Raw genomic sequence first — 20498 nt, 5'->3', positions numbered from 1 at the left:
CATTCGAACTCGATACGAAGGAGCTCTCCGTGGCAGACAGTGGACAGAAGGACACCGCAGATTTCTGGTTCGATCCGCTGTGTCCCTGGTGCTGGATCACCTCGCGCTGGATCCTCGAGGTCGAGAAGGTCCGCGACATCGACGTGAACTTTCACGTCATGTCCCTCGCCGTACTCAACGAGGGGCGCGATCTGCCGGAGCAGTACGCCGAGATGATGAAGACGGCATGGGGACCGGTGCGCGTCGCGATCGCAGCGTCGAAGTCCGAGGGTGACCAGATCCTGGCGCCGCTCTACACAGCACTCGGCACTCGCATTCACAACGGCGGTAACAAGGACTTCACCGAGGTGATCGAGCAATCGTTGGCCGAGGTCGGATTGCCGGCCGAGCTCGCGAAGGCAGCCGACAGCACCGACTACGACGAGGACCTGCGGACCAGTCACCACGCAGGCATGGACAAGGTCGGCCCCGATGTCGGAACTCCGACGATCCACGTCAACGGTGTCGCCTTCTTCGGCCCGGTTCTCTCGCGCATCCCGCGCGGCGAAGAGGCGGGCAAGCTGTGGGACGCGTCGGTGATTTTCGCGTCGTACCCGCACTTCTTCGAGCTCAAGCGCAGCCGCAACGAGGATCCGCAGTTCGATTAAGCGCTTCGCCCATGTGAACGGAAATACCTAGCCCACTAGGTAATTCCGTTCACATGGGCAGTCAGGCGACGATCCGATCGGCGTCGTCGCCGGCGCCGAACACCCGATGCTCGTCGCGGCTGTACCGCCATGCCGATACCGCTGCGGCGGCGGCATCGAGAGCGTCGTCGAGCACCGGGCCGGGCGGCAGAGCTGCAAGGCCGTCGACGATGTTCGCCGTATCGACCCACGCTGCCAGCGCGGAAAGACGTTGCCCTGCACCGCGTGCTGATTTCTTCGTCGCAAACCGAATCGTGGGGGCAATCGACCGAAACGTGCACTCCGGATGCACCTCCACGACGCGGTCGACGTCGAACGTGGCATCTCGCCACGCACGAACTCCGGCGAGCAGATACCAGGTCTGCTTGCTGATCGCTTTGCCCGTCACGGACCGCGAGATCTCACACGCGTCGCTGTAGGTCTCGGCATCGAGGACCGCCGCGACCGGAGTGTGGAAGATCGACGATCGGGCCGGCCCCAGAAACTGCTTCGCAGCCAGCTCGCTCGTTCTGTATCCGCTCGTCGGCATGTGCAATGGCATGTCGACGCCCACGGTTGTGCACTGGTGTGTCGAGTCGAGGACGGCTGCAACGTCGCCGGCCACGGTCCAGTCCATTCGAGTGCCGTCGAACAGCGCCACCACCCACTCGCCCTTCGCCCCGTCGACTCCGGCGACCGTATTTTTCGTGTGCGAGCTCACCTGTCAGACTCTAGGCATGCGCGTATACCTGGGTGCAGACCATGCCGGTCTCGAATTCAAGAATCAGATCATCGAACACCTGACGTCGACCGGGCACGAGCCCGTCGACTGCGGTGCATTCGAGTACGACCCCGTCGACGACTACCCCGCGTTCTGCATCGATGCCGCTCGCCGCGTCGTCGCCGATCCCGGCAGTCGCGGACTCGTCCTCGGTGGCTCGGGTAACGGTGAGCAGATTGCCGCCAACAAGGTGCCCGGTGCTCGGTGCGCCCTGGCCTGGAGCGTCGAAACCGCCAAGCTCGCCCGCGAACACAACGACGCTCAGCTCATCGGACTCGGCGGCCGGATGCACACGCTTCCCGAAGCCCTCGCGATCGTCGACGCCTTCCTCGGCACGCCGTTCTCGGGCGAGGAACGTCATCAGCGCCGGATCGACATCCTGTCCGAGTACGAGCGCAGTGGCGAAGCTCCAGCGGTCCCTGGTGGAGAAGCATTCGACGGCTCAGCGAAACCTGCGTAAGTGCCCGAGGGGCATACGCTGCACCGACTGGCTCGGTTGCATCAACGACGTTTCGGCGGGGCGCCGGTGGAGGTGAGCAGTCCGCAGGGACGGTTCACCTCCGGTGCCGCGTTGATCGATGGCCTCGTGCTCGAGAAGGCCGAGGCGTGGGGCAAACATCTTCTGCACCGGTACGAGTCGGACCTGATCGTGCACGTCCACCTCGGCTTGTACGGGAAGTTCACCGAACAGGCGGTGCCGATGCGTGATCCGGTCGGTGCGGTTCGGCTTCGGATAGTGGGGGAGGACTACGGGACCGACCTCCGTGGGCCGACTGCATGCGAGATCTACACCGAGGAGCAGGTCGACGCTCTCGTCGCTCGGCTGGGACCGGATCCACTCAGGAAGGATGCCGACCCCGATCGGGCGTGGGCGCGAATCGGCAAGTCTCGTACGGCGATCGGCACACTACTGATGGATCAGAAGGTGCTGGCCGGAGTCGGCAATGTCTATCGTGCCGAGATCCTGTATCGCCACAAAATCAACCCGATGCGTCCCGGTAAGGATCTCGACCGGTCCGAGTGGGATGCAATCTGGTTGGACCTGGTCGACCTGATGAAAATCGGCGTTCGCCGGGGGAAGATCATCACGATCAGACCCGAGGACGATCACGGTGACTCCGGATACGGACCGAAAAGGCCCCGCACCTACGTCTATCGCAGGGCGGGGCGTCCTTGTCGAATCTGCGGCACGGAGATAGTGCACTCGGTCATGCAGGCACGAAACCTCTTCTGGTGTCCGGTCTGCCAGGCCACTTAGAAGTCGAAGCCGCCGAAGTCCATGTCGCCGCCACCGGACATGTCGCCCCCGTCGCCCATCGCGCCGTAATCCTCGCCGCCACCCATGTCTCCGCCGGCGTCGCCACCGCCCATGTCGCTGTCGCCCATGTCACCACCGCCCTCGGAACCGTCACCGGTTCCGCTTGCAAATTCCTGTTCGCCGTACCCGACACCTGCCATGCCCGAGAACATCGCAGAGAACAAGAACATCGATCCGACGCCCCATGCCCCCGCCACCAGGGCAGGACGCCACCACGGTTCGGAGTACCACCCTGCGGGAACAGGACGACCTGCGACTTTGCCACCGGGATAGTAGTTCGGGGTGCGATCGGACGGGTTGGGTGACGCTTCGACCTGACGGCCCTCGAAATCGACCTTGCGATCCTCGGTGACCTGGCCGGCAGATTTCTGACCGTCGATGCCCTGAATCTCCGGGCCCGGGTCCATTCCCATCGCCAAGCGCGCGGCCCGAATGTAATAGAGGCCTTCGAGCGCGGTCTGCTTGGCCAAGCGAGCCTGCTCGACCGTCTTGGCTTGTTCGATCTGAGATCCTGCCGCGATATTGCGTTCCGACGCGTCGGCGAGAGCCTGCTTGGACGGGGTGTCGGAACCTGTGAGGTTGTAGATCTGACCGGCCAGTCGCTCGATGGACTGGCGGGCATCTGCCTTCGCGTCGTCGAGCGTGCTCGCTGATTTCGCGGCCGCATTCTTCTGGCTGCGTACGACGAGGAATACGACGGCTGCAATGACGAGTACGACGAGTAGGAGTGCTTCCACCTTGACAACCCCTTCCGGGGGACGCATTTTTAATCGAGCTTGGCATCCGTGTCCACGGCTGCCGGACAAATCGGACAGGTTCGACGATACCCGTCCGATCGCTCGGCGAACGAGGCCCTTGCGGGGCAGGATCGGCGTCATGACTCCCTCCGCGCAATTGACTCTGCTGTCAGCCGAATGTGACCGAATGGGTGCCCTCGATCTCGCCGACCTGAGCGTCGACGTACCGACGATGCCGGACTGGACCGTCGAGAAACTCGTCCGTCACGTCACGTTCGTCCACCGGATGGCGACGGTCGCACTCGATTCTCCCTCCGCGGACGGTATGGCGAACGTCGTTGCAGCAGTGGAGAAGCCGGAGCGCGGACCGCAGGTGCTCGACGACTATCGCGAGTCCGTAGTCGCGATGCTCGACGCCTACTCTCGGGTCGATCTCGCTAAGCGCGTTCCTACCTGGGCCGGCGAGGGGACCGCGGACTACTGGATTCGGCGTCAGCTGCACGAGGTCGCGGTCCACAGGTTCGACGCCCAGAACGCCGTGCACGCCCGAGGGGGACCCGAGCCCGACCCTGTCGACCATGCGGGCGCCGCGGACGGAATCGCCGAGTGGGCGGAAGCCTTCCTCACGAGAGTGCCGCTGGACCGTGTGCCTCGGCTCGCGGGCAGGACTGTTCACCTTCACACCGACGACGACACCGGCTTGGAATTGTTCCTCGACTTCGGCGGTGATGAGGTCACCGTCTCGCGTGAGCACCGCAAAGGCGATGTGGCACTGCGTGGTTCGGCCGAGAACTTGTTTCTCGCAGTGTGGAGGCGTCGTCCGTTGGATGTACTCGACATCGTCGGGGACACCTCGGTCGCGGAGGCGTTGTACGACGGCGTTCGACTCTGACGAATTTCGCTCGCTCCGAAGCCGCGCGCCGGCGATTCCCTGGCTCGCGTGGACCGAATGACTCATTCGGTCCAGCCTGGGATGCGCACCGCGCCCGAGAACGACAAAGCCCGCCTCCGCGGAAGCGGGGCGGGCTTTGTTTCGAGAGCCGATGACGAGAATCGAACTCGCGTAGCCTGTTTGGAAGACAGGGGCTCTACCATTGAGCTACATCGGCATGCGAACGGCGTTGACGGGATCACCGTCGGCGCCGCTTGCGATTCGAAACTCTACATAACGACGGTTCCGGATGACAAATTGCCTGCATGTAGAGTCGTCGAGGAAGCACGCGGTGGCCCGGCCACGGGGACCGCTGGTGTGTGCTGTTCAATGGAGCCTGTAGGTTGAACAGTGTCGGTACGACGGGGTGTGGCGCAGCTTGGTAGCGCATCCGCTTTGGGAGCGGAGGGTCGCAGGTTCAATTCCTGTCACCCCGACAAAGTAGAAGCCGGATCCACATGGGTCCGGCTTCTGACGAAGGTTCACTTCGCCATAAGATTCGCCCCTGGTCACAGCGGTCAGCCGTGTGTGACGAGGCGGATCGGTCCGACAGCAAGGCACGACCACCAGAAGGAGCATGACCCGTGAAGAGCACCGTCGAGCAGCTCAGCCCGACGCGAGTCCGTATCAACGTTGAGGTGCCCTTCGAGGAGCTCAAGCCTGATTTCGACCGCGCCTACAAGGCTCTCGCTCAGCAGATCCGTCTACCCGGATTCCGTCCGGGCAAGGCTCCGGCCAAGCTTCTCGAAGCTCGCGTCGGCCGCGGCGCAGTGCTCGAGCAGGTCGTCAACGACGCTCTTCCGACGCGCTACTCCGAGGCAGTCACCGCCGAGCAGATCAAGGTGATCGGCCAGCCCGACATCGAAATCACCAAGATCGAGGACGGCGAGGAGCTCACGTTCACCGCCGAGGTCGACGTTCGTCCCGAGATCACGTTGCCTGACTACTCGACCATCGAGGTCACCGTCGATCCGCTCGAGATCAGCGACGAGGCAGTCGACGAGCAGCTCCAGTCGCTGCGTCAGCGCTTCGGCACCCTCACCGGCGTCGACCGCGCGGTGCAGGACGGCGACTTCGTGTCGATCGACCTGTCGGCCACGGTCGACGGCGAGACGGTCGAAGAGGCGTCGGCCAGCGGCCTCTCGCACGAGGTCGGTTCCGGTCAGCTCATCGAGGGACTGGACGAGGCCATCGTCGGAGTGTCCATCGACGAGTCGAAGGACTTCACCTCCACGCTCGTTGCAGGCGACTTCGCGGGCAAGGAAGCAGTCGTCACGGTCAAGGTCGTCTCCGTCAAGGAGCGCGAGCTGCCCGAGGCAGACGACGAGTTCGCTCAGTTGGCAAGCGAGTTCGACACCATGGAAGAACTGCTCGCCGATCTGAAGACGCGCGTCGAGCGGGTCAAGAAGGTCGAGCAGGCTGGCCAGATTCGCGACAAGGTTCTCGAGACGCTGTTGGACACGGTCGAGATCCCGGCTCCGGAAGCGGTCGTCAAGGCCGAGGTCGACTCCCAGCTGCACGAGGCCATCCACGGCCTCGACCACGACGAGGCAAAGCTTGCCGAGCTGCTCGAGTCGCAGGGATCGAGCCGCGAAGAGTTCGACAAGGACGTCAAGGAGACGGCCGAGAAGTCGGTCCGGACGCAGTTGCTCCTCGACGCAATCGCAGAAGCTGAGCAGACGCAGGTCGGCCAGGACGAGCTCACCGAGCGGATCATCTTCCAGGCGCAGCGCTACGGCATCTCGCCCGAGGAATTCATCCAGCAGGTGCAGCAGGCCAATCAGCTCGGCGCAGTGTTCGCGGACGTGCGACGCGGCAAGGCTCTTGCCTCCGTCGTCGATCGCGTGAACGTCACCGACACCACCGGTGCCGCCGTGGATACCACCGAGCTCTTCGGTGGCCCAGCGGACGCAGAAGAGCCTGCAGCAGGCGATTCTGCCGAGGGTGAACAAGAGAAGTAACGCTGACAGCGAACGACGGCGGTTCCGGGACTCCGGGGCCGCCGTCTTTCGTTAGTGTCTGTATCAGGAACCAACGATCGTATGGAAAAGGCAGGTACCGTGACTGTTCAGAACCCGGCGGCTTCGCAGCAGCAGAGTCCCGTCATGACTTCGGCCTCAGCGGGCCTGAATCTCAGCGACTCGGTGTACGAGCGTCTACTTCAAAACCGCATCATTTTCCTCGGTACTCAGGTCGACGACGACATCGCCAACAAGCTGTGCGCGCAGATTCTTCTTCTGTCTGCCGAGGATGCAACGCGTGACATCGCGCTGTACATCAACTCGCCCGGCGGATCGGTCACCGCAGGCATGGCCATCTTCGACACCATGGAATTCGCCGAGTGCGACGTTGCCACATACGGCATGGGTCTCGCCGCGTCGATGGGCCAGTTCCTGCTCTCCGCAGGAGCGAAGGGCAAGCGCTACGCACTGCCGCACGCCCGCATCATGATGCACCAGCCGTCCGCGGGTATCGGTGGTAGCGCCAGTGACATCGCCATCATGGCCGAGCAGTTCGCGCACACCAAGCGTGAGATGGCCGAGCTGATCGCGCTGCACACCGGTCAGACCGTCGAGCAGATCACCGAGGACTCCGACCGTGACCGCTGGTTCACCGCGGCTGCGGCCAAGGAATACGGGTTCGTGGATCACGTCGTCAGCCGTGCACAGCAGGCAGGTGGGATCGGCGAGTAGATCGCCCGGTATTCCAGCACCCTCGATCACCCACATCTTGGAGAAACGATGACAAACCTGTTCGACCCAAATCAGTTGCCGTCTTCGCGGTACATTCTGCCGTCCTTCGTCGAGCACTCCAGCTACGGCGTCAAGGAATCGAACCCGTACAACAAGCTCTTCGAGGAGCGCATCATCTTCCTCGGCGTGCAGGTGGACGACGCGTCCGCGAACGACGTCATGGCTCAGCTCCTCGTGTTGGAGGGCCTCGACCCCGATCGCGACATCACGATGTACATCAACTCGCCCGGTGGTTCGTTCACGTCGCTGATGGCGATCTACGACACGATGCAGTACGTGCGTGCCGACGTGGCTACCGTGTGCCTCGGTCAGGCAGCGTCCGCTGCTGCTGTTCTGCTGGCGGCAGGCACCCCGGGTAAGCGCGCAGCGCTGCCGAATGCTCGTGTGCTGATCCACCAGCCCTCCAGCGGCGGAATCCAGGGCCAGGTCTCCGATCTCGAGATCCAGGCAGCCGAGATCGAGCGCATGCGTCGATTGATGGAGACCACCCTCGGACGCCACACCGGCAAGGATCCCGACGTGATCCGCAAGGACACCGATCGCGACAAGATCCTGACCGCCGAGCAGGCCAAAGACTACGGAATCATCGACACAGTCTTCGAGTACCGCAAGTTGTCGGCGCAGAAGTAGCAACAGCGGGTATCTTCGCAGGATCGCTGGTAGGTGTCGGGCGTGGGCGAACCCTCCGTCCGACACTCTGCGCAGATGCCGTGCGTAACGCTTCGAGGTCATCGAGGCGACACTTCGGTGGTGCACAGCGGTAGCGTGCGAGAGATTCGTGAGAATTCGAGCGCGAATCACCGGAAACAACCCGTCCTGCTCGCAGGATCACGGGTACGGTCGATCCAGGGCTCGAACGCTGTCGATCGAGAAGTTGCTCACGGCTGAACTCATATCCGGGATCGGGTGTGACGGTGGCCAGGCGCGGACAAGGAAGTAGGAACCTCGAACATGGCACGCATCGGTGACGGTGGTGATCTCCTGAAATGCTCTTTCTGCGGCAAGAGCCAAAAACAGGTGAAGAAGCTCATTGCAGGACCAGGGGTGTACATCTGCGATGAGTGCATCGACCTGTGCAACGAGATCATCGAGGAGGAACTCGCCGAATCGAGCGAGGTCAAACTCGACGACCTGCCGAAACCTTCCGAGATCAGAGACTTCCTCGAGAACTACGTGATCGGGCAGGACACGGCCAAGCGCACGCTGGCTGTTGCTGTGTACAACCATTACAAGCGCATTCAAGCCGGTGACAAGGCGCGCGATGCCCGCGGCGAGACCGTCGAGCTGGCGAAATCGAATATTTTGATGCTCGGACCGACCGGTTGCGGCAAGACCTACTTGGCTCAGACCTTGGCGAAGATGCTTAACGTTCCGTTCGCGATCGCCGACGCCACCGCCCTCACCGAGGCCGGGTATGTCGGCGAAGACGTCGAGAACATTCTGCTGAAACTGATTCAAGCCGCCGACTACGACGTGAAGCGCGCTGAGACCGGCATCATCTACATCGACGAGGTCGACAAGATCGCTCGCAAGAGCGAAAACCCGTCGATCACTCGCGACGTCTCGGGCGAAGGTGTCCAGCAGGCGCTGCTGAAAATCCTCGAGGGCACGCAAGCAAGTGTTCCCCCGCAGGGCGGCCGTAAGCACCCGCACCAGGAGTTCATACAGATCGACACGACGAACGTGCTGTTCATCGTGGCGGGTGCCTTCGCCGGGCTCGAGAAGATCGTGTCCGATCGGGTGGGCAAACGTGGCTTGGGATTCGGTGCAGAGGTTCGATCGAAGGCAGAGATCGACACTCAGGATCACTTCGCAGAGGTCATGCCAGAGGATTTGATCAAGTTCGGATTGATTCCGGAGTTCATCGGGCGACTGCCGGTTGTAGCCTCGGTCACCAATCTCGACAAGGAATCACTCGTCACCATCTTGTCCGAGCCGAAAAACGCGCTGGTCAAGCAGTACAGCCGCCTGTTCGAGATGGACAATGTCGAGCTCGAATTCACCAAGGACGCGCTCGAAGCGATCGCCGATCAGGCAATCCTCCGAGGAACCGGTGCTCGCGGGCTCCGTGCGATTCTCGAAGAGGTTCTGAACCCGGTGATGTTCGACATTCCGAGCCGCGACGACGTGGCCAAGGTCGTAGTGACCTCGGAAACCGTCAACGACAACGTGTTGCCCACGATCGTTCCCCGCAAGCCGGAGCGGCCCGAGCGTCGCGACAAGTCGGCGTAGTAGACAAGAGACAAAGACCCGGTCACCGTCCTCGGTGACCGGGTCTTCTCGTTACGGCTCAGGGATCAACCAATTCTTTCGAACACTGCAGCGAGGCCCTGACCGCCTCCGATGCACATGGTTTCGAGACCGTAGCGAGCCTCGCGACGGTCGAGCTCGCGCAGCAACGTTGCGAGAATTCGGCCGCCGGTGGCGCCGACAGGATGGCCGATCGAAATGCCGGAACCGTTGGGGTTGAGCCGTGGATCGTCCGGTTCGACACCCCACGTGCGTAGTACCGCCAGGGTCTGCGCCGCGAAGGCCTCATTGAGCTCGATGACGTCCATGTCGGACAACGTCAAACCGACCCGGCCGAGAGCTTTCTCGGTCGCGGGGACAGGTCCGATTCCCATGGTTCGGGGCGGGACTCCCGCCACCGCCCAGCTGACGAGCCGCGCGATGGGTCGGAGCCCCAGTGCGTTTGCTTTCTCCGGGGTCGTGACGATCGCCAGTGCTGCGCCGTCGTTTTGGCCGCTGGCGTTGCCAGCGGTGACCGTCGACTCGGGATCGATGTTCGCGCGGATCGCCCGTAGCTTCGACAGCGCTTCGACGTTCGTGTCGGCGCGCGGGTGTTCGTCGGTATCGACGACGAGAGGATCCGACTTGCGTTGCGGCACGGTTACTCCGACGATCTCCTCGGCGAAGACGCCGTTCTGCTGTGCGGCGACGGCCTTCCGGTGCGACAGAACCGCGAGTGCGTCCTGGTCGGTCCGACTGATCGCGAAGTCGGCCCGCAGATTCTCGGCGGTTTCGATCATGCCGCCGGGAACGGGGTAGTTTTTGCCGCCTGCCGTCACGCGGGCTCGGGCGAGTCGATCGGACAAGGCGACGGCCTCGGCCTTCACGCCCCAGCGCATCCCCGTTGCATAGAACTCTGCCTGGCTCATGCTCTCGGCGCCGCCGGCCAGCACTAGGTCGCTGCCGCCGGACTGCACCTGGAAACAAGCTTGAAGGACGGCCTGCAGACCGGACCCACATCGCCGATCGACTTGCTGTCCCGGCACATCGACGCCGAGTCCTGCGTCGAGGGCTGCGACACGACCGATGGCGGGCGCATCACCGTTCGGCGACGCCTGTCCGAGGATCACGTCGTCGATGTCCGAGCCGGAAATGCCGGTGCGGGTCACGATCTCGGTGATGACGGTGGCTGCGAGCGACTCGGGTGTGATGTCGCGGAACACTCCGCCGAAGCGGCCGACGGGGGTGCGTAGCGGCTCGCAGATGACGGCGTCAGGCATGGTGTGTTCCTTTGTTATCGGTGGACTGCGATTGCACGGACAGAAGATCGGATTCGATGCCTGCGGTGGCGCGGAGGAGCGCAGGCAACAGATGTTCCCGCACGCCGTCGGACGAGTGTCTGGCCGCTTGCATGGAGACGTTCGCGGCCGCGACGACCTCTCCGGTGTGGTCCCGGATGGGAGCTGCGATGGATCGAAGGCCCTCCTCGAGTTCCTGATCGACCAGGCAGAAACCCTGTGCGCGAACGGCGTCGAGCTCGGCGCGCAGCGAGGCGGCATCGGTGATCGTCTTGGTGGTGAGCGCGGCAAGCTCGACTCGCGCCAGATAGCGTTCCAGCAACTCCGAGGACAGCCCGGCGAGAAGAACTCGGCCCATCGACGTCGCGTACGCCGGAAATCGAGTTCCGATGGTGATCGCGACGGTCATGATCCTGCTGACCGGGACGCGGGCAACGTAGACGACGTCGTCGCCATCGAGAATGGAGACCGAGGACGACTCCCGTGTCTGCTCGGCCAGAGCTTCGAGGTGAGGGCCCGCGACCTCGGGAAGTGACAGCGAGGACAGGTAGCTGTATCCGAGTTCCAGGACGCGGGGGGTCAGCCAGAACAGTGATCCATCGCTGCGAACGTATCCCAGCTCGACGAGAGTCAGGAGAAATCGACGGGTAGTCGCTCTGGTCAGATCGGTGGTCCTCGCGACGTCGGACAACGTTCTGCGCGGATGTTCGGCGTCGAACGCCCTGATGACTGCGAGACCGCGCGCGAGCGATTGGACGTAGTCGGGGGAAGGGCCCTGCTGTTCGGTCATGTGTGCTCCGCAGCGTTCGATCGGTACGCGTCGCCGGTGATGTGCCGAACGATGAGCGAGGTGACGGTTTCTGCCTGCTCTACGTTTGCGAGGTGGGCTGCGTTCGGCACTACGTGAAATGTCGATCGGGCTACGCCGTCGGCGATGATTCTCAGGTCGGCGGGGTGGTGGCCGGATCCTGCTCGCCTGCGACGACAAGCGTGCGAGCACTGATCCGGCCGAGGTCGGCCCGGTTGTCCCACGCGGCCAACGCCTCGCACGCCGCCGCATAGCCCTCGTCGGGCGTGTTGCTGATCATCGCTCGGTGGTGCGCAGTGAGTTCGGCGTCTCGTGCGGCCAGTTCGGGCGTGAACCACCGCGAAAGCACTGCTTGGGCAATCGATTCGGTGCCGTCGGCGCGTACCGCAGCTGCGCGGTCGAGCCATCCCTGTGGGTCGCCGAACCGAGCCGACGTACACAGAAGGGTGAGGGTGAGAACCCGCGCGGGGCGGTGCACTGCGATCCACTGCGCGATCGCACCGCCGAGCGAGAGTCCGACGAGATGCACACGGTCACGATCGAGGGAATCGATCACTGCGAGAACATCTTCGGCCAACTCGTCGATCGAGTACGGCCCCGCCGGGACAGGTGACTGCCCATGCCCCCGAAGATCGACCGCGACGACGTCGACGACCTCGGCAAGACCCGCCAGCTGTCGATCCCACATCGATCGGTCGGAGCCGAGCGACCCCACCAGTACGACGGTCTCTCCGGGCGTGCCCGAGCCCGGCACGAGGTCGTAGGGCAGTTCGACGGTCACGATGGTCCCTCGCATGGAGCGCGAACGACGGCCGGCACTCGGTCGACGATGTCGCCTGTGTACCGGGGCGGTGGATGAATCATCGGATGTTCCTCCGGTTCGACAAAAAGTGTTCGTGATGTGGACGTCTCGCCGCAATGCGAACATCGTACGGGTGATGGTGCGCTCAGAGCAACGAAACTGGCAGAAGTGTTCGCAATGCGTCCACGTGTTCACATTGCGCACGAATTTTGCTAGAGTCGGACGCATGATGGACAAAGTGGTGGCGAGCGCTGCCGAAGCAGTGGCCGACATGCCTGACGGAGTTTCCGTCGCGGTTGGCGGGTTCGGGCTGGTCGGCGTACCGGAATTTCTGATCGACGCAGTCCTGCGGCAAGGCGCCACCGACCTGGAAGTTGTCAGCAACAATTGCGGCACAGATGGATTCGGCCTCGGTGTTCTTCTCGAGAAGCGACGGATCAGACGGACCATCAGTTCGTACGTCGGATCGAACAAGGAATTCGCCCGGCAGTATCTGGCGGGTGAACTCGAGGTGGAACTGACCCCGCAGGGGACGCTTGCCGAGCGGCTGCGAGCGGGAGGTGCAGGAATACCGGCCTTCTTCACCCCAGCGGGGGTGGGAACCCAGGTGGCCGACGGTGGACTACCGCTGCGATACGACGGCAGCGGGGGTATCGCGATTGCGAGCCCACCCAAGGAGACTCGCGACTTCGACGGCACCACATACGTGATGGAACGGGGAATCGTCGCCGATTACGCACTCGTACACGCGTGGAAGGGCGACCGCCACGGCAACCTCGTATTTCACGCGAGCGCACGAAATTTCAATCCGCCCGCCGCAGCGTCGGGTCGGATCACGATCGCGCAGGTCGAGCATCTGGTCGAACCAGGTGAGATAGGACCCGACGACGTGCACACTCCGGGGATCCATGTCCAGCGTGTTGTGCATGTCGGCCCGGTGGCCGTGGGAATCGAACAGCGGACGGTGCGAGCATGAGCGAGACAATCGTGAAACTGACACGAGAGCAGATGGCTGCGCGGGTGGCGCAGGAACTGAACGACGGCGAGTACGTCAACCTCGGTATCGGGATGCCCACCCTCGTGCCGAACTACCTGTCCACCGACATCACCGTGATCCTTCACTCCGAGAACGGTGTCCTGGGAGTCGGGCCGTACCCCACCGAGGACGAACTCGATCCCGAGATCATCAATGCGGGCAAGGAAACGATCACGGTCCTGCCGGGAGCCTCGTACTTCGACTCGTCGCAGTCGTTCGGAATGATCCGCGGAGGTCAGGTCGACGTGGCAGTGCTCGGTGCGATGCAGGTAAGTGCAACGGGCGATCTTGCGAACTGGATGATTCCCGGGCACATGGTCAAAGGAATGGGCGGCGCGATGGACCTCGTCCACGGTGCTCGACGAGTCATCGTGATGATGGAACACGTGTCCAAGAAGGGTGAGCACAAGATCCTGGAATCCTGCACCCTTCCCCTCACCGGACTCGGATGCGTTCAGCGCATCATCACCGACATGGCCGTCCTCGACGTGACCGAGCACGGTCTTAGGCTCGTCGAGACTGCACCGGGAATCACCGAAGAGCAGGTCCGCGCTGCGACGGGTGCACAGCTCAGCGTGTGACTCTCCGTGTGTGCGAGTAGAGGTTCATGTTCTCGCCGCGCAGGAACCCCACGACCGTCACACCGGACTCCTCGGCAAGGTCGACGGCCAAAGACGACGGAGCCGAAACGGCAGCGAGAATCGGAATGCCCGCCATCACGGCTTTCTGCGCAAGTTCGAACGAGGCACGCCCGCTGACCATCAGCACTGTGCCACCGATCGGAATTCGATTTTCGCCGGTTGCCCAGCCGATCACCTTGTCCACGGCGTTGTGGCGACCTACGTCTTCGCGACTGACCAGCATGGTGCCGTCGGTGTCGAACAAAGCTGCGGCGTGGAGCCCGCCTGTCGAGTCGAACGCTTTCTGGGACGCGCGCAGTGTGTCTGGAAGGGTCTTCAGAACCGATGACTTGACCTCTGTCTCATCGCCTGCGGGCGAGTGTCGAGTTTTCAAGCGGACCGCATCCAGCGAACCTTTCCCGCACACTCCACACGAGGACGTCGTGTAGAAGTTGCGCTCCACGCCGGGATCGGGCGGCGGAACTCCGGGCGACAGCACGATGTCGAGAACGTTGTAGGTGTTCTGGCCGTCGTCGTCCACGCCGTCGCAATACCTCGCCACCGCGATGTCGTCGCGTCCGCTGATGACGCCCTCCGTCAACAGAAACCCGTGTGCCAGTTCGATGTCGTGGCCGGGGGTTCGCATCGTCACCGCGAGCGCAGAACCGTTCACCCGAATTTCGAGTGGCTCTTCGACGACCAGGGTGTCCGGACGCGAACTTTCGTATGGACCACGGATCCGGATGACCGGGCGCCGGGCGGTGATTCGTCCCATTCCTCGAGTATGCGCCTTCGGCGCCCGTGCGTGCGTAGTGACCACCGACCGTAATTACGCGCTCACGAGGCGTGACCGCCTCGTGAGCGCGTAATTACCGCGGAATGTCATTACTCACGCACGGGCGCGGAGCGCCGCAACGAGCGACACCATTCGCGGATGATCGGCGAGATCGTCCACCCACACGGCTTTACCCGTGTGATCTGCCAACGGGACACGCCAGTTCTGATACTGGGTCTCGTCGGTACCGGGTTGATTCTGAATACGGTTCTCGCCTACGGCATCCACGAGTGCGACACCGAGAAGGTTGGACGGGCTCCGCGCGATCAGGCAATACAGCGCCTCGACCGTGTCCTGCTCGGACGCGTCGGCGGGAACCAACCCGCGAGCGCGAGCGAGGCCGATCACCGCGTCGCGCCCGGCAGCGTCGTGCTCGATTTCGGCCTCCACATCACGCTCGAGCAGACCCAGGCGCGAGCGTAGTGCGATGTGTTCGCCACGGAGGTATCCGACGGTCGGCGGCAGATCGTGAGTGGTGACCGAAGTCAGGCACAGCTCGCGGTAGTCCTCGGGCGGGATCGGCGAACCGCCGTCGTTCTCGAACCACAGGATCGACGTTCCGAATACTCCTCGTTGCCCGAGGTAATGCTGAACGCTCGGCTCGAACACACCGAGGTCCTCGCCGACCACGACCGCACCGGCACGTTCTGCTTCGAGTACGAGGATGCCGATGAGCGCCTCGTGGTCGTAGGTGACGTAAGCGCCGTCCGCTGGGGTCTCGGACTCCTCCGGGATCCACCACAGTCGAAACAGTCCGAGGATGTGGTCGACGCGGATACCGCCTGCCTGCCTCAGGATGGTGCGAAGCATGTCGCGATACGGCGCATATCCCAACTCGCGCAACCGATCGGGGTTCCAGGGTGGCTGGTTCCAGTTCTGGCCCTGCTGGTTGAAGTTGTCCGGGGGAGCGCCGACGGTGACTCCCGTTGTCAACGCATCTCCCAGCGTCCAGGCGTCGGCACCACGACGGTGCACGCCGACCGCGAGGTCGTGCATGATTCCGATGTCCATGCCCGCGCGCCGGGCCGATAGTTGTGCCCGCCCCAGTTGCTCGTCGCAGACCCACTGCAGCCACGTGTGAAATGCGATCCTCTTCGCGGCTTGCAGGCGGAACGACGTGGCGAACTCGGTACCCGGATTCGCTGCCTTGCCGGTCCAGATCTTGTCCTCGGGACCGTACTTCTCGGCCAGGGCGCACCACAGCGCGAAGTCGCTCAAACCATCGCCTTCTCGTGCGACGAACGCGTCGAACTCGGCCTGCCGCGCTGCAGAGCGCGGGATCCGATGAATTCGTTCCAGCGACCGAAGTTTCGCGCGGAACGACGGGTTTCGATCGATTCGTTTGGTGCGTTTGTTCGCCTTCGCGAACATGCGTGCAGACTCCCGCACCTTGGCGTACTGATCGCGGGGAAGGTACGACGTTTCGGGAATGTCCTCGACCCTGATGTACATGGGGTCGAAGAACCGTCGTGTCGTCGGAAGGTAGGGCGAGGCCTCGACCGGTGGTGCGGGTCGCTGAGCGTGCAGCGGATTGACGAGCACATAGTCGAATCCGTGCGTTCCTCCCGCGATGGCTGCAAGGTCGGCGAGATCGGCATAATCACCGACGCCCCACGATCTGTCCGACCGGATCGAGTAGAGCTGCGCGGCGAGACCGGTTCGCTGACGACCCAGTAGTGCGTCGTTCGCGGACAGGCGGGCAGGGGTGACGACGAGCGGACTCGTCGCCTGTGTTCCGAGTTCCGACCCGGAACCGACGGTGGCCGTCACGGTGTGCCAGCCCGTCGTGAGGTCGTGGGGAAGCTCGAAGGTCGCTCGCCCCACCAGTGCACCGTCGATCTCGCGGGGATCGACCCATACCTGTAGTTGACGGAGTGGGACCGTCTCCCCCGATTCCGTGGTCACCGAGACCGATACCGATTCACCGTGTGGCACATGTACTTCTACGGACCCTGGCTCACCGGCGACGGTGACGATCACCGGGGGGAGCGTGCGCCGCCAGCGGGCTTCGTCGTATTGGGACAACGACGCGGACACCTCGTCCTGGGTGTCTGCCGCAATGCCGCGGGCCGCGAGGATCCGGCGGAGGGTGGTCTCGGAGACCTCGCGTTCGGTCTGGTCCCACCCGCGGTACGACGTGGACACACCGCGAGATTCAGCGAGCTCGCGCAACTGCGAAGAGTAGGTCACTCGGTCGATCGTGCCAGGCGCACGGACTCACGTCATGTCCAGTCGCGCGTCTTCGGTGTGCAGCCGAGATTGAACTCGGGCAACCCCGGGTAGTCTGATCGCGGTCACGGCATGAAGTTCACGGTCGTCGTGGACAGCGTGCTTGCGAAGATCGAGGTTTGTCGAGACAACGGATAGGGAGCGCGAATGACTGGCGTCGGCAAGATCGAAGAGCTGGAACGAGATTCCGGCGCACCGGTCGAGCTGCGGGTGATTGCGAACGCCGATCAGTTGCCGGTTGTACGGGCTGTCGCCGAGACACTTGCGGTGTTGGCGGACTTCACCCTCGACGACATCGCGGACATCAAGCTCGTCGTGGACGAAGTCTGCTCGGAGCTGATTTCGGGGGCAGTCGACGGCGCGGAGCTGAGCTGTTCGTTCGTCGTGAGTCCCACCGGCATGCGTATCACAACGACATCCGTGGTCCACTCCGATCGAGTCCCGAAGGGCGACAGCTTCGGCTGGCACGTGCTGCAGACGTTGACCGATTCCATCTCGCTGAGCGCGTCGTCGGCCTCGGGTGGATCGGCCGTGGCAGTGGACGCGGTCAAGCGGAGGAGCACCGTATAGTGCCCGTGCCGTACGAAAAACCGACGCGGCGTCAGTCGGACGATTACAGCGAAGTAGTTCCCCTCATTCAGCAGATGCAGGCTCTCGAAGTCGGCTCTCCTGCACGTCAGGTTTTGCGGGACCGCATCATCACGCGGTGCCTCCCTCTCGCCGAACACATCGCCCGTAGGTTCGGCGGTCGTGGTGAAGCGCACGAAGATCTCCTCCAGGTGGCTCGGCTCGGTCTCGTCAATGCTGTCGATCGTTTCGACATCGAACGCGGATCGGATTTCGTCTCGTTCGCCGTGCCCACGATCATGGGCGAGGCGCGTCGCTACTTCCGTGACGCCGGCTGGTCGGTTCGCGTTCCGCGGCGGATGAAGGAGCTCAACTCGATGATTTCGGGAGCGGTGGGCACACTGTCTCAGAAGCTCGGTCGTGCGCCGACAGCCAGTGAGATCGCCGCCGAACTCGACATCGACGTCAAGGAAGCATCGCAGGCGCTTCTCGCTCGAAGTGCTTACCAGACCGTGTCCGTCGACTCGGTGGTCAGCGACGACCGCCTACCTCTGATGGACACGCTCGGGGCCGACGACCCCGAGCTCGAGAAGATGGAGAGCTATCTGACGGTTCGTCCGGCGCTGGAGAAGCTGCCCGAACGAGAACGCCAGATCGTCATTCTCCGGTTCTTCGGGTCGATGACGCAGACTCAAATCGCCGAGCGGATGGGTATTTCCCAAATGCACGTGTCGAGGATCCTCGCGCGAACGTTGGCTCAACTGAGGGATGACCTCGGACCTAGCTGAGTTGGTTTCGCTAGGCCGTAGCATTCGCTGAGCAACGAGGGACTCTTTCGACTCAGGAGTGACGCCAGTGTCAGCGAAGCCAGCCGGATTGTTCGACGACCTGGATCGGTACGTATCGGCACCGAGGGTCAGCGACCTCGCGGTGTCGACAGACGGTTCGAGGGCAGTGGTCGCGATCGCCGAACCGGACTCCGGCGGGTCGAAGTACGTCAGCGCGCTGTGGGAGATCGACGTCGACGGTGTGCAGCCGGCTCGGCGTCTGACATGGAACCCCGAAGGATCGTCGGGTCCCGCGTTCTCCGCGGCGGGTGACCTGTTGTTCGTTCGTCGTGCATCCGCGGACGACGAGGCCGCGGCGCTCTGGTCGCTACCGAGATCGGGTGGTGAGGCGCGCCTCGTCGCCTCACGCGCCGCGGGGTTCTCCGGAATTCGCGCTGCTACGAGCTCAGCCGTATTCGTGGCTGTCTCGGACGTACATCCATCTGCCGACACCGAGGAAGCGGACGAAAGAATTCTCTCGGCCCGCAAGGACGGGAAGATTTCCGCTGTACTGCACTCGGGATATCCGGTCAGACACTGGGATCACGACCTGGGTCCCGCCACTCCTCATCTGTTCGTGTCCGACGGCAACGCTGCCCGACGAATAACCGACAGCGCGGGTGGTGCTCTGCACGAGGCGTCGTACGACGTGAGCCCCGACGGGTCGTTCGTCGTGTCGACATGGACGGTCCCCGGCGCGCTCGCCACATCGCGGACCGTGCTGGTGAAAATTCTCGTCGCGTCGGGTGAACGAACCGTACTGGTCGACGACGACGCTGCGGACCTGGGCTCACCAGCGATCTCGCCCGACGGCCAGCGAGTCGCATTCGTCAGGGAATCGCTGTCCACTCCCGACGACGCGCCGCGAGTCGGTCTCCAACTTCTCGACATCGCGTCGGGCGTGGTCGAGGACGCCGTTCCCGAGTGGGACCTGTGGCCGACGAACCCCGTATGGCTCGTCGACGGGAGCGGTGTTCTCGTCGTCGCCGACGACAACGGCCGCGCGCCGATCTATCTCGTCCGCGGAGGCGTCGCGTCACGCCTGACCGATTCCGATGCGGCATACACCCACGTCCATGCAGGCGTCGACGGCTCCGTCTTCGCGCTCGAGGCGTCGTACCTCCAGCCGCCGCATCCCGTGCGCATCGACCCGGGCACCGGTGAGATCCGCCGGCTCCTTCCGGCCGACGAAGCGTCGGAGTTGCCGGGAATACTCACCGAGATCGACGCGACCACCGACGACGGGCAGCGAGTGAGGGCGTGGCTCGCAGTGCCGCACGACGCGTCCGACACTGCGAAGGCGCCGCTGCTGTTGTGGGTGCACGGAGGACCACTGGGCTCGTGGAACACGTGGTCGTGGCGTTGGAACCCGTGGTTGCTCGTTGCCAAGGGATACGCGGTGCTGCTGCCCGACCCCGCGCTCTCCACCGGATACGGCCAGAAGTTCGTTCAACGAGGTTGGGGCCGGTGGGGCAAGGAGCCCTTCACCGACCTGATGACCATCACCGACGCCGCAGCAGCGCTACCGCAGATCGACGAGACCAGGACTGCGGCGATGGGCGGATCGTTCGGCGGGTACATGGCCAACTGGATTGCCGGTCATACCGATCGGTTCGACGCGATCGTCTCGCACGCCAGCCTGTGGGCACTCGACCAGTTCGGTCCGACTACGGACGTCGCCTACTACTGGCAACGTGAGATGTCCCCAGAGATGGCGGTGGAGAATTCGCCCCACCTGTTCGTGGCGGACATCGTCACTCCGATGCTGGTCATCCACGGTGACAAGGACTACCGTGTCCCGATCGGTGAAGGCCTTCGGCTCTGGTACGAACTGCTCAGCGAATCGGGAATTCCTGCTGACGACGAGGGAAAGACCGACCATCGGCTGCTGTACTTCCCGACCGAGAACCACTGGGTCCTGACGCCCCAACACGCAAAAATCTGGTACGAGGTCGTCTTCTCGTTCCTTGCCGAGCACGTGCTGGGGGAGACGGTCGACCTGCCGGAAGCATTGGGTTGAGTCCTCGGCCGAAAGGGCGCGAGTCGGGGCTCGCCGCGTCGA

19 protein-coding genes, 2 tRNA genes and 1 pseudogene are annotated in these 20498 nt (G+C 63.5%); 14 read left to right on the top strand and 8 right to left on the bottom strand.

Annotation, left to right across the window (positions count from 1 at the left end):
• Positions 1–29: 29 nt before the first annotated feature.
• Positions 30–647, top strand: a complete 618-nt coding sequence (locus D8W71_RS20085; RefSeq protein ID WP_121115946.1) for a mycothiol-dependent nitroreductase Rv2466c family protein — start codon at positions 30–32, stop codon at positions 645–647.
• Between the two features lie 61 nt (positions 648–708).
• Here the strand turns inward: D8W71_RS20085 and D8W71_RS20080 are convergent, their stop codons facing one another.
• Complete coding sequence (locus D8W71_RS20080; RefSeq protein WP_121115944.1) at positions 709–1386, bottom strand: DUF429 domain-containing protein; 678 nt, start codon at positions 1384–1386, stop codon at positions 709–711.
• A 16-nt stretch (positions 1387–1402) separates the two neighbouring features.
• On the opposite strand from D8W71_RS20080, the gene D8W71_RS20075 reads away from it, so the two are divergent.
• Together D8W71_RS20075 and D8W71_RS20070 are read left to right on the top strand one after the other, a co-directional pair.
• Complete coding sequence (locus D8W71_RS20075; protein ID WP_121115942.1) at positions 1403–1906, top strand: ribose-5-phosphate isomerase; 504 nt, start codon at positions 1403–1405, stop codon at positions 1904–1906.
• Entirely contained in the window at positions 1907–2704 is a 798-nt protein-coding gene (locus D8W71_RS20070; RefSeq protein ID WP_121115940.1) for an Fpg/Nei family DNA glycosylase, read from the top strand.
• Here the strand turns inward: D8W71_RS20070 and D8W71_RS20065 are convergent.
• Entirely contained in the window at positions 2701–3528 is an 828-nt protein-coding gene (locus tag D8W71_RS20065) for a DUF1542 domain-containing protein (RefSeq protein WP_121115938.1), read from the bottom strand. The two genes, D8W71_RS20070 and D8W71_RS20065, sit on opposite strands and share 4 nt — an antisense overlap.
• Before the next feature lie 112 nt (positions 3529–3640).
• On the opposite strand from D8W71_RS20065, the gene D8W71_RS20060 reads away from it, so the two are divergent.
• Complete coding sequence (locus D8W71_RS20060; protein WP_121119628.1) at positions 3641–4393, top strand: maleylpyruvate isomerase family mycothiol-dependent enzyme; 753 nt, start codon at positions 3641–3643, stop codon at positions 4391–4393.
• Positions 4394–4539: 146 nt separating this feature from the next.
• Here the strand turns inward: D8W71_RS20060 and D8W71_RS20055 are convergent.
• A tRNA-Gly gene (locus tag D8W71_RS20055) sits at positions 4540–4610 on the bottom strand.
• A 185-nt stretch (positions 4611–4795) separates the two neighbouring features.
• On the opposite strand from D8W71_RS20055, the gene D8W71_RS20050 reads away from it, so the two are divergent.
• The 5 genes from D8W71_RS20050 (at position 4796) to clpX (ending at position 9417) form a co-directional block, all read left to right on the top strand.
• A tRNA-Pro gene (locus D8W71_RS20050) sits at positions 4796–4869 on the top strand.
• A 147-nt stretch (positions 4870–5016) separates the two neighbouring features.
• Positions 5017–6393, top strand: a complete 1377-nt coding sequence (tig, locus tag D8W71_RS20045; protein ID WP_121115936.1) for a trigger factor — start codon at positions 5017–5019, stop codon at positions 6391–6393.
• Between the two features lie 81 nt (positions 6394–6474).
• Positions 6475–7125 carry an ATP-dependent Clp protease proteolytic subunit gene (locus D8W71_RS20040; protein WP_121115934.1) on the top strand — a complete coding sequence of 217 codons (651 nt, stop codon included), beginning with the start codon at positions 6475–6477 and terminating at the stop codon, positions 7123–7125.
• Positions 7126–7173: 48 nt separating this feature from the next.
• The gene (locus D8W71_RS20035) at positions 7174–7815 is read left to right on the top strand and encodes an ATP-dependent Clp protease proteolytic subunit (protein ID WP_008715342.1); all 642 of its coding nucleotides are present in this window, start codon (positions 7174–7176) and stop codon (positions 7813–7815) included.
• Positions 7816–8136: 321 nt separating this feature from the next.
• Positions 8137–9417 (top strand): ATP-dependent Clp protease ATP-binding subunit ClpX, encoded by a 1281-nt coding sequence (gene clpX / locus D8W71_RS20030; protein WP_068378592.1) that lies wholly within the window; start codon positions 8137–8139, stop codon positions 9415–9417.
• A gap of 65 nt (positions 9418–9482) precedes the next feature.
• On the opposite strand, the gene D8W71_RS20025 is transcribed toward clpX, so the two are convergent.
• The 3 genes and pseudogenes from D8W71_RS20025 to pcaD form a co-directional block, all read right to left on the bottom strand.
• Positions 9483–10694, bottom strand: a complete 1212-nt coding sequence (locus tag D8W71_RS20025) for an acetyl-CoA C-acetyltransferase (protein WP_121115932.1) — start codon at positions 10692–10694, stop codon at positions 9483–9485.
• Positions 10687–11502 (bottom strand): IclR family transcriptional regulator, encoded by an 816-nt coding sequence (locus tag D8W71_RS20020; protein WP_121115931.1) that lies wholly within the window; start codon positions 11500–11502, stop codon positions 10687–10689. The genes D8W71_RS20025 and D8W71_RS20020 overlap by 8 nt, the downstream gene beginning before the upstream one ends.
• Before the next feature lie 35 nt (positions 11503–11537).
• A pseudogene (gene pcaD, locus D8W71_RS20015) lies at positions 11538–12301 on the bottom strand (3-oxoadipate enol-lactonase); the annotation flags it as partial.
• A 250-nt stretch (positions 12302–12551) separates the two neighbouring features.
• On the opposite strand from pcaD, the gene D8W71_RS20010 reads away from it, so the two are divergent.
• Positions 12552–13298, top strand: coding sequence for a CoA transferase subunit A (locus D8W71_RS20010; RefSeq protein ID WP_121119627.1), 747 nt, complete (start codon positions 12552–12554; stop codon positions 13296–13298).
• Complete coding sequence (locus D8W71_RS20005) at positions 13295–13939, top strand: CoA transferase subunit B (RefSeq protein ID WP_121115929.1); 645 nt, start codon at positions 13295–13297, stop codon at positions 13937–13939. The genes D8W71_RS20010 and D8W71_RS20005 overlap by 4 nt, the downstream gene beginning before the upstream one ends.
• Here the strand turns inward: D8W71_RS20005 and fdhD are convergent.
• Both fdhD and malQ read right to left on the bottom strand, forming a co-directional pair.
• Complete coding sequence (gene fdhD / locus D8W71_RS20000; RefSeq protein ID WP_121115927.1) at positions 13929–14753, bottom strand: formate dehydrogenase accessory sulfurtransferase FdhD; 825 nt, start codon at positions 14751–14753, stop codon at positions 13929–13931. The genes D8W71_RS20005 and fdhD overlap by 11 nt on opposite strands.
• A 114-nt stretch (positions 14754–14867) precedes the next feature.
• Positions 14868–17003 carry a 4-alpha-glucanotransferase gene (gene malQ, locus D8W71_RS19995; RefSeq protein ID WP_121115925.1) on the bottom strand — a complete coding sequence of 712 codons (2136 nt, stop codon included), beginning with the start codon at positions 17001–17003 and terminating at the stop codon, positions 14868–14870.
• 186 nt (positions 17004–17189) lie between these two features.
• Here malQ and D8W71_RS19990 point away from each other — a divergent pair, with 186 nt between their 5' ends.
• The 3 genes from D8W71_RS19990 (at position 17190) to D8W71_RS19980 (ending at position 20456) form a co-directional block, all read left to right on the top strand.
• Positions 17190–17612 carry an ATP-binding protein gene (locus tag D8W71_RS19990; protein ID WP_121115923.1) on the top strand — a complete coding sequence of 141 codons (423 nt, stop codon included), beginning with the start codon at positions 17190–17192 and terminating at the stop codon, positions 17610–17612.
• A 74-nt stretch (positions 17613–17686) separates the two neighbouring features.
• Positions 17687–18397 (top strand): SigB/SigF/SigG family RNA polymerase sigma factor, encoded by a 711-nt coding sequence (locus D8W71_RS19985; RefSeq protein ID WP_236078108.1) that lies wholly within the window; start codon positions 17687–17689, stop codon positions 18395–18397.
• Between the two features lie 58 nt (positions 18398–18455).
• Entirely contained in the window at positions 18456–20456 is a 2001-nt protein-coding gene (locus D8W71_RS19980) for a prolyl oligopeptidase family serine peptidase (RefSeq protein WP_442971985.1), read from the top strand.
• Positions 20457–20498 lie beyond the last annotated feature (42 nt).

The organism is Rhodococcus sp. P1Y, from assembly GCF_003641205.1.
Lineage (GTDB): Bacteria > Actinomycetota > Actinomycetes > Mycobacteriales > Mycobacteriaceae > Rhodococcoides.
The sequence above is the reverse complement of the archived record's forward strand: the minus strand, read 5'-3'. Positions and strand labels throughout refer to the sequence as shown.

Coding starts and splice junctions, on each gene's coding strand:
- D8W71_RS20065 (WP_121115938.1), bottom strand. CDS start 3,528: ATGCGTCCCCCGGAAGGGGTTGTCAAGGTGGAAGCACTCCTACTCGTC.
- fdhD (WP_121115927.1), bottom strand. CDS start 14,753: ATGGGACGAATCACCGCCCGGCGCCCGGTCATCCGGATCCGTGGTCCA.
- D8W71_RS20005 (WP_121115929.1), top strand. CDS start 13,295: ATGAGCGAGACAATCGTGAAACTGACACGAGAGCAGATGGCTGCGCGG.
- D8W71_RS20075 (WP_121115942.1), top strand. CDS start 1,403: ATGCGCGTATACCTGGGTGCAGACCATGCCGGTCTCGAATTCAAGAAT.
- D8W71_RS19990 (WP_121115923.1), top strand. CDS start 17,190: ATGACTGGCGTCGGCAAGATCGAAGAGCTGGAACGAGATTCCGGCGCA.
- D8W71_RS20025 (WP_121115932.1), bottom strand. CDS start 10,694: ATGCCTGACGCCGTCATCTGCGAGCCGCTACGCACCCCCGTCGGCCGC.
- D8W71_RS20020 (WP_121115931.1), bottom strand. CDS start 11,502: ATGACCGAACAGCAGGGCCCTTCCCCCGACTACGTCCAATCGCTCGCG.
- D8W71_RS20010 (WP_121119627.1), top strand. CDS start 12,552: ATGGACAAAGTGGTGGCGAGCGCTGCCGAAGCAGTGGCCGACATGCCT.
- clpX (WP_068378592.1), top strand. CDS start 8,137: ATGGCACGCATCGGTGACGGTGGTGATCTCCTGAAATGCTCTTTCTGC.
- D8W71_RS20035 (WP_008715342.1), top strand. CDS start 7,174: ATGACAAACCTGTTCGACCCAAATCAGTTGCCGTCTTCGCGGTACATT.
- D8W71_RS20060 (WP_121119628.1), top strand. CDS start 3,641: ATGACTCCCTCCGCGCAATTGACTCTGCTGTCAGCCGAATGTGACCGA.
- D8W71_RS20040 (WP_121115934.1), top strand. CDS start 6,475: ATGGAAAAGGCAGGTACCGTGACTGTTCAGAACCCGGCGGCTTCGCAG.
- D8W71_RS19985 (WP_236078108.1), top strand. CDS start 17,687: ATGCAGGCTCTCGAAGTCGGCTCTCCTGCACGTCAGGTTTTGCGGGAC.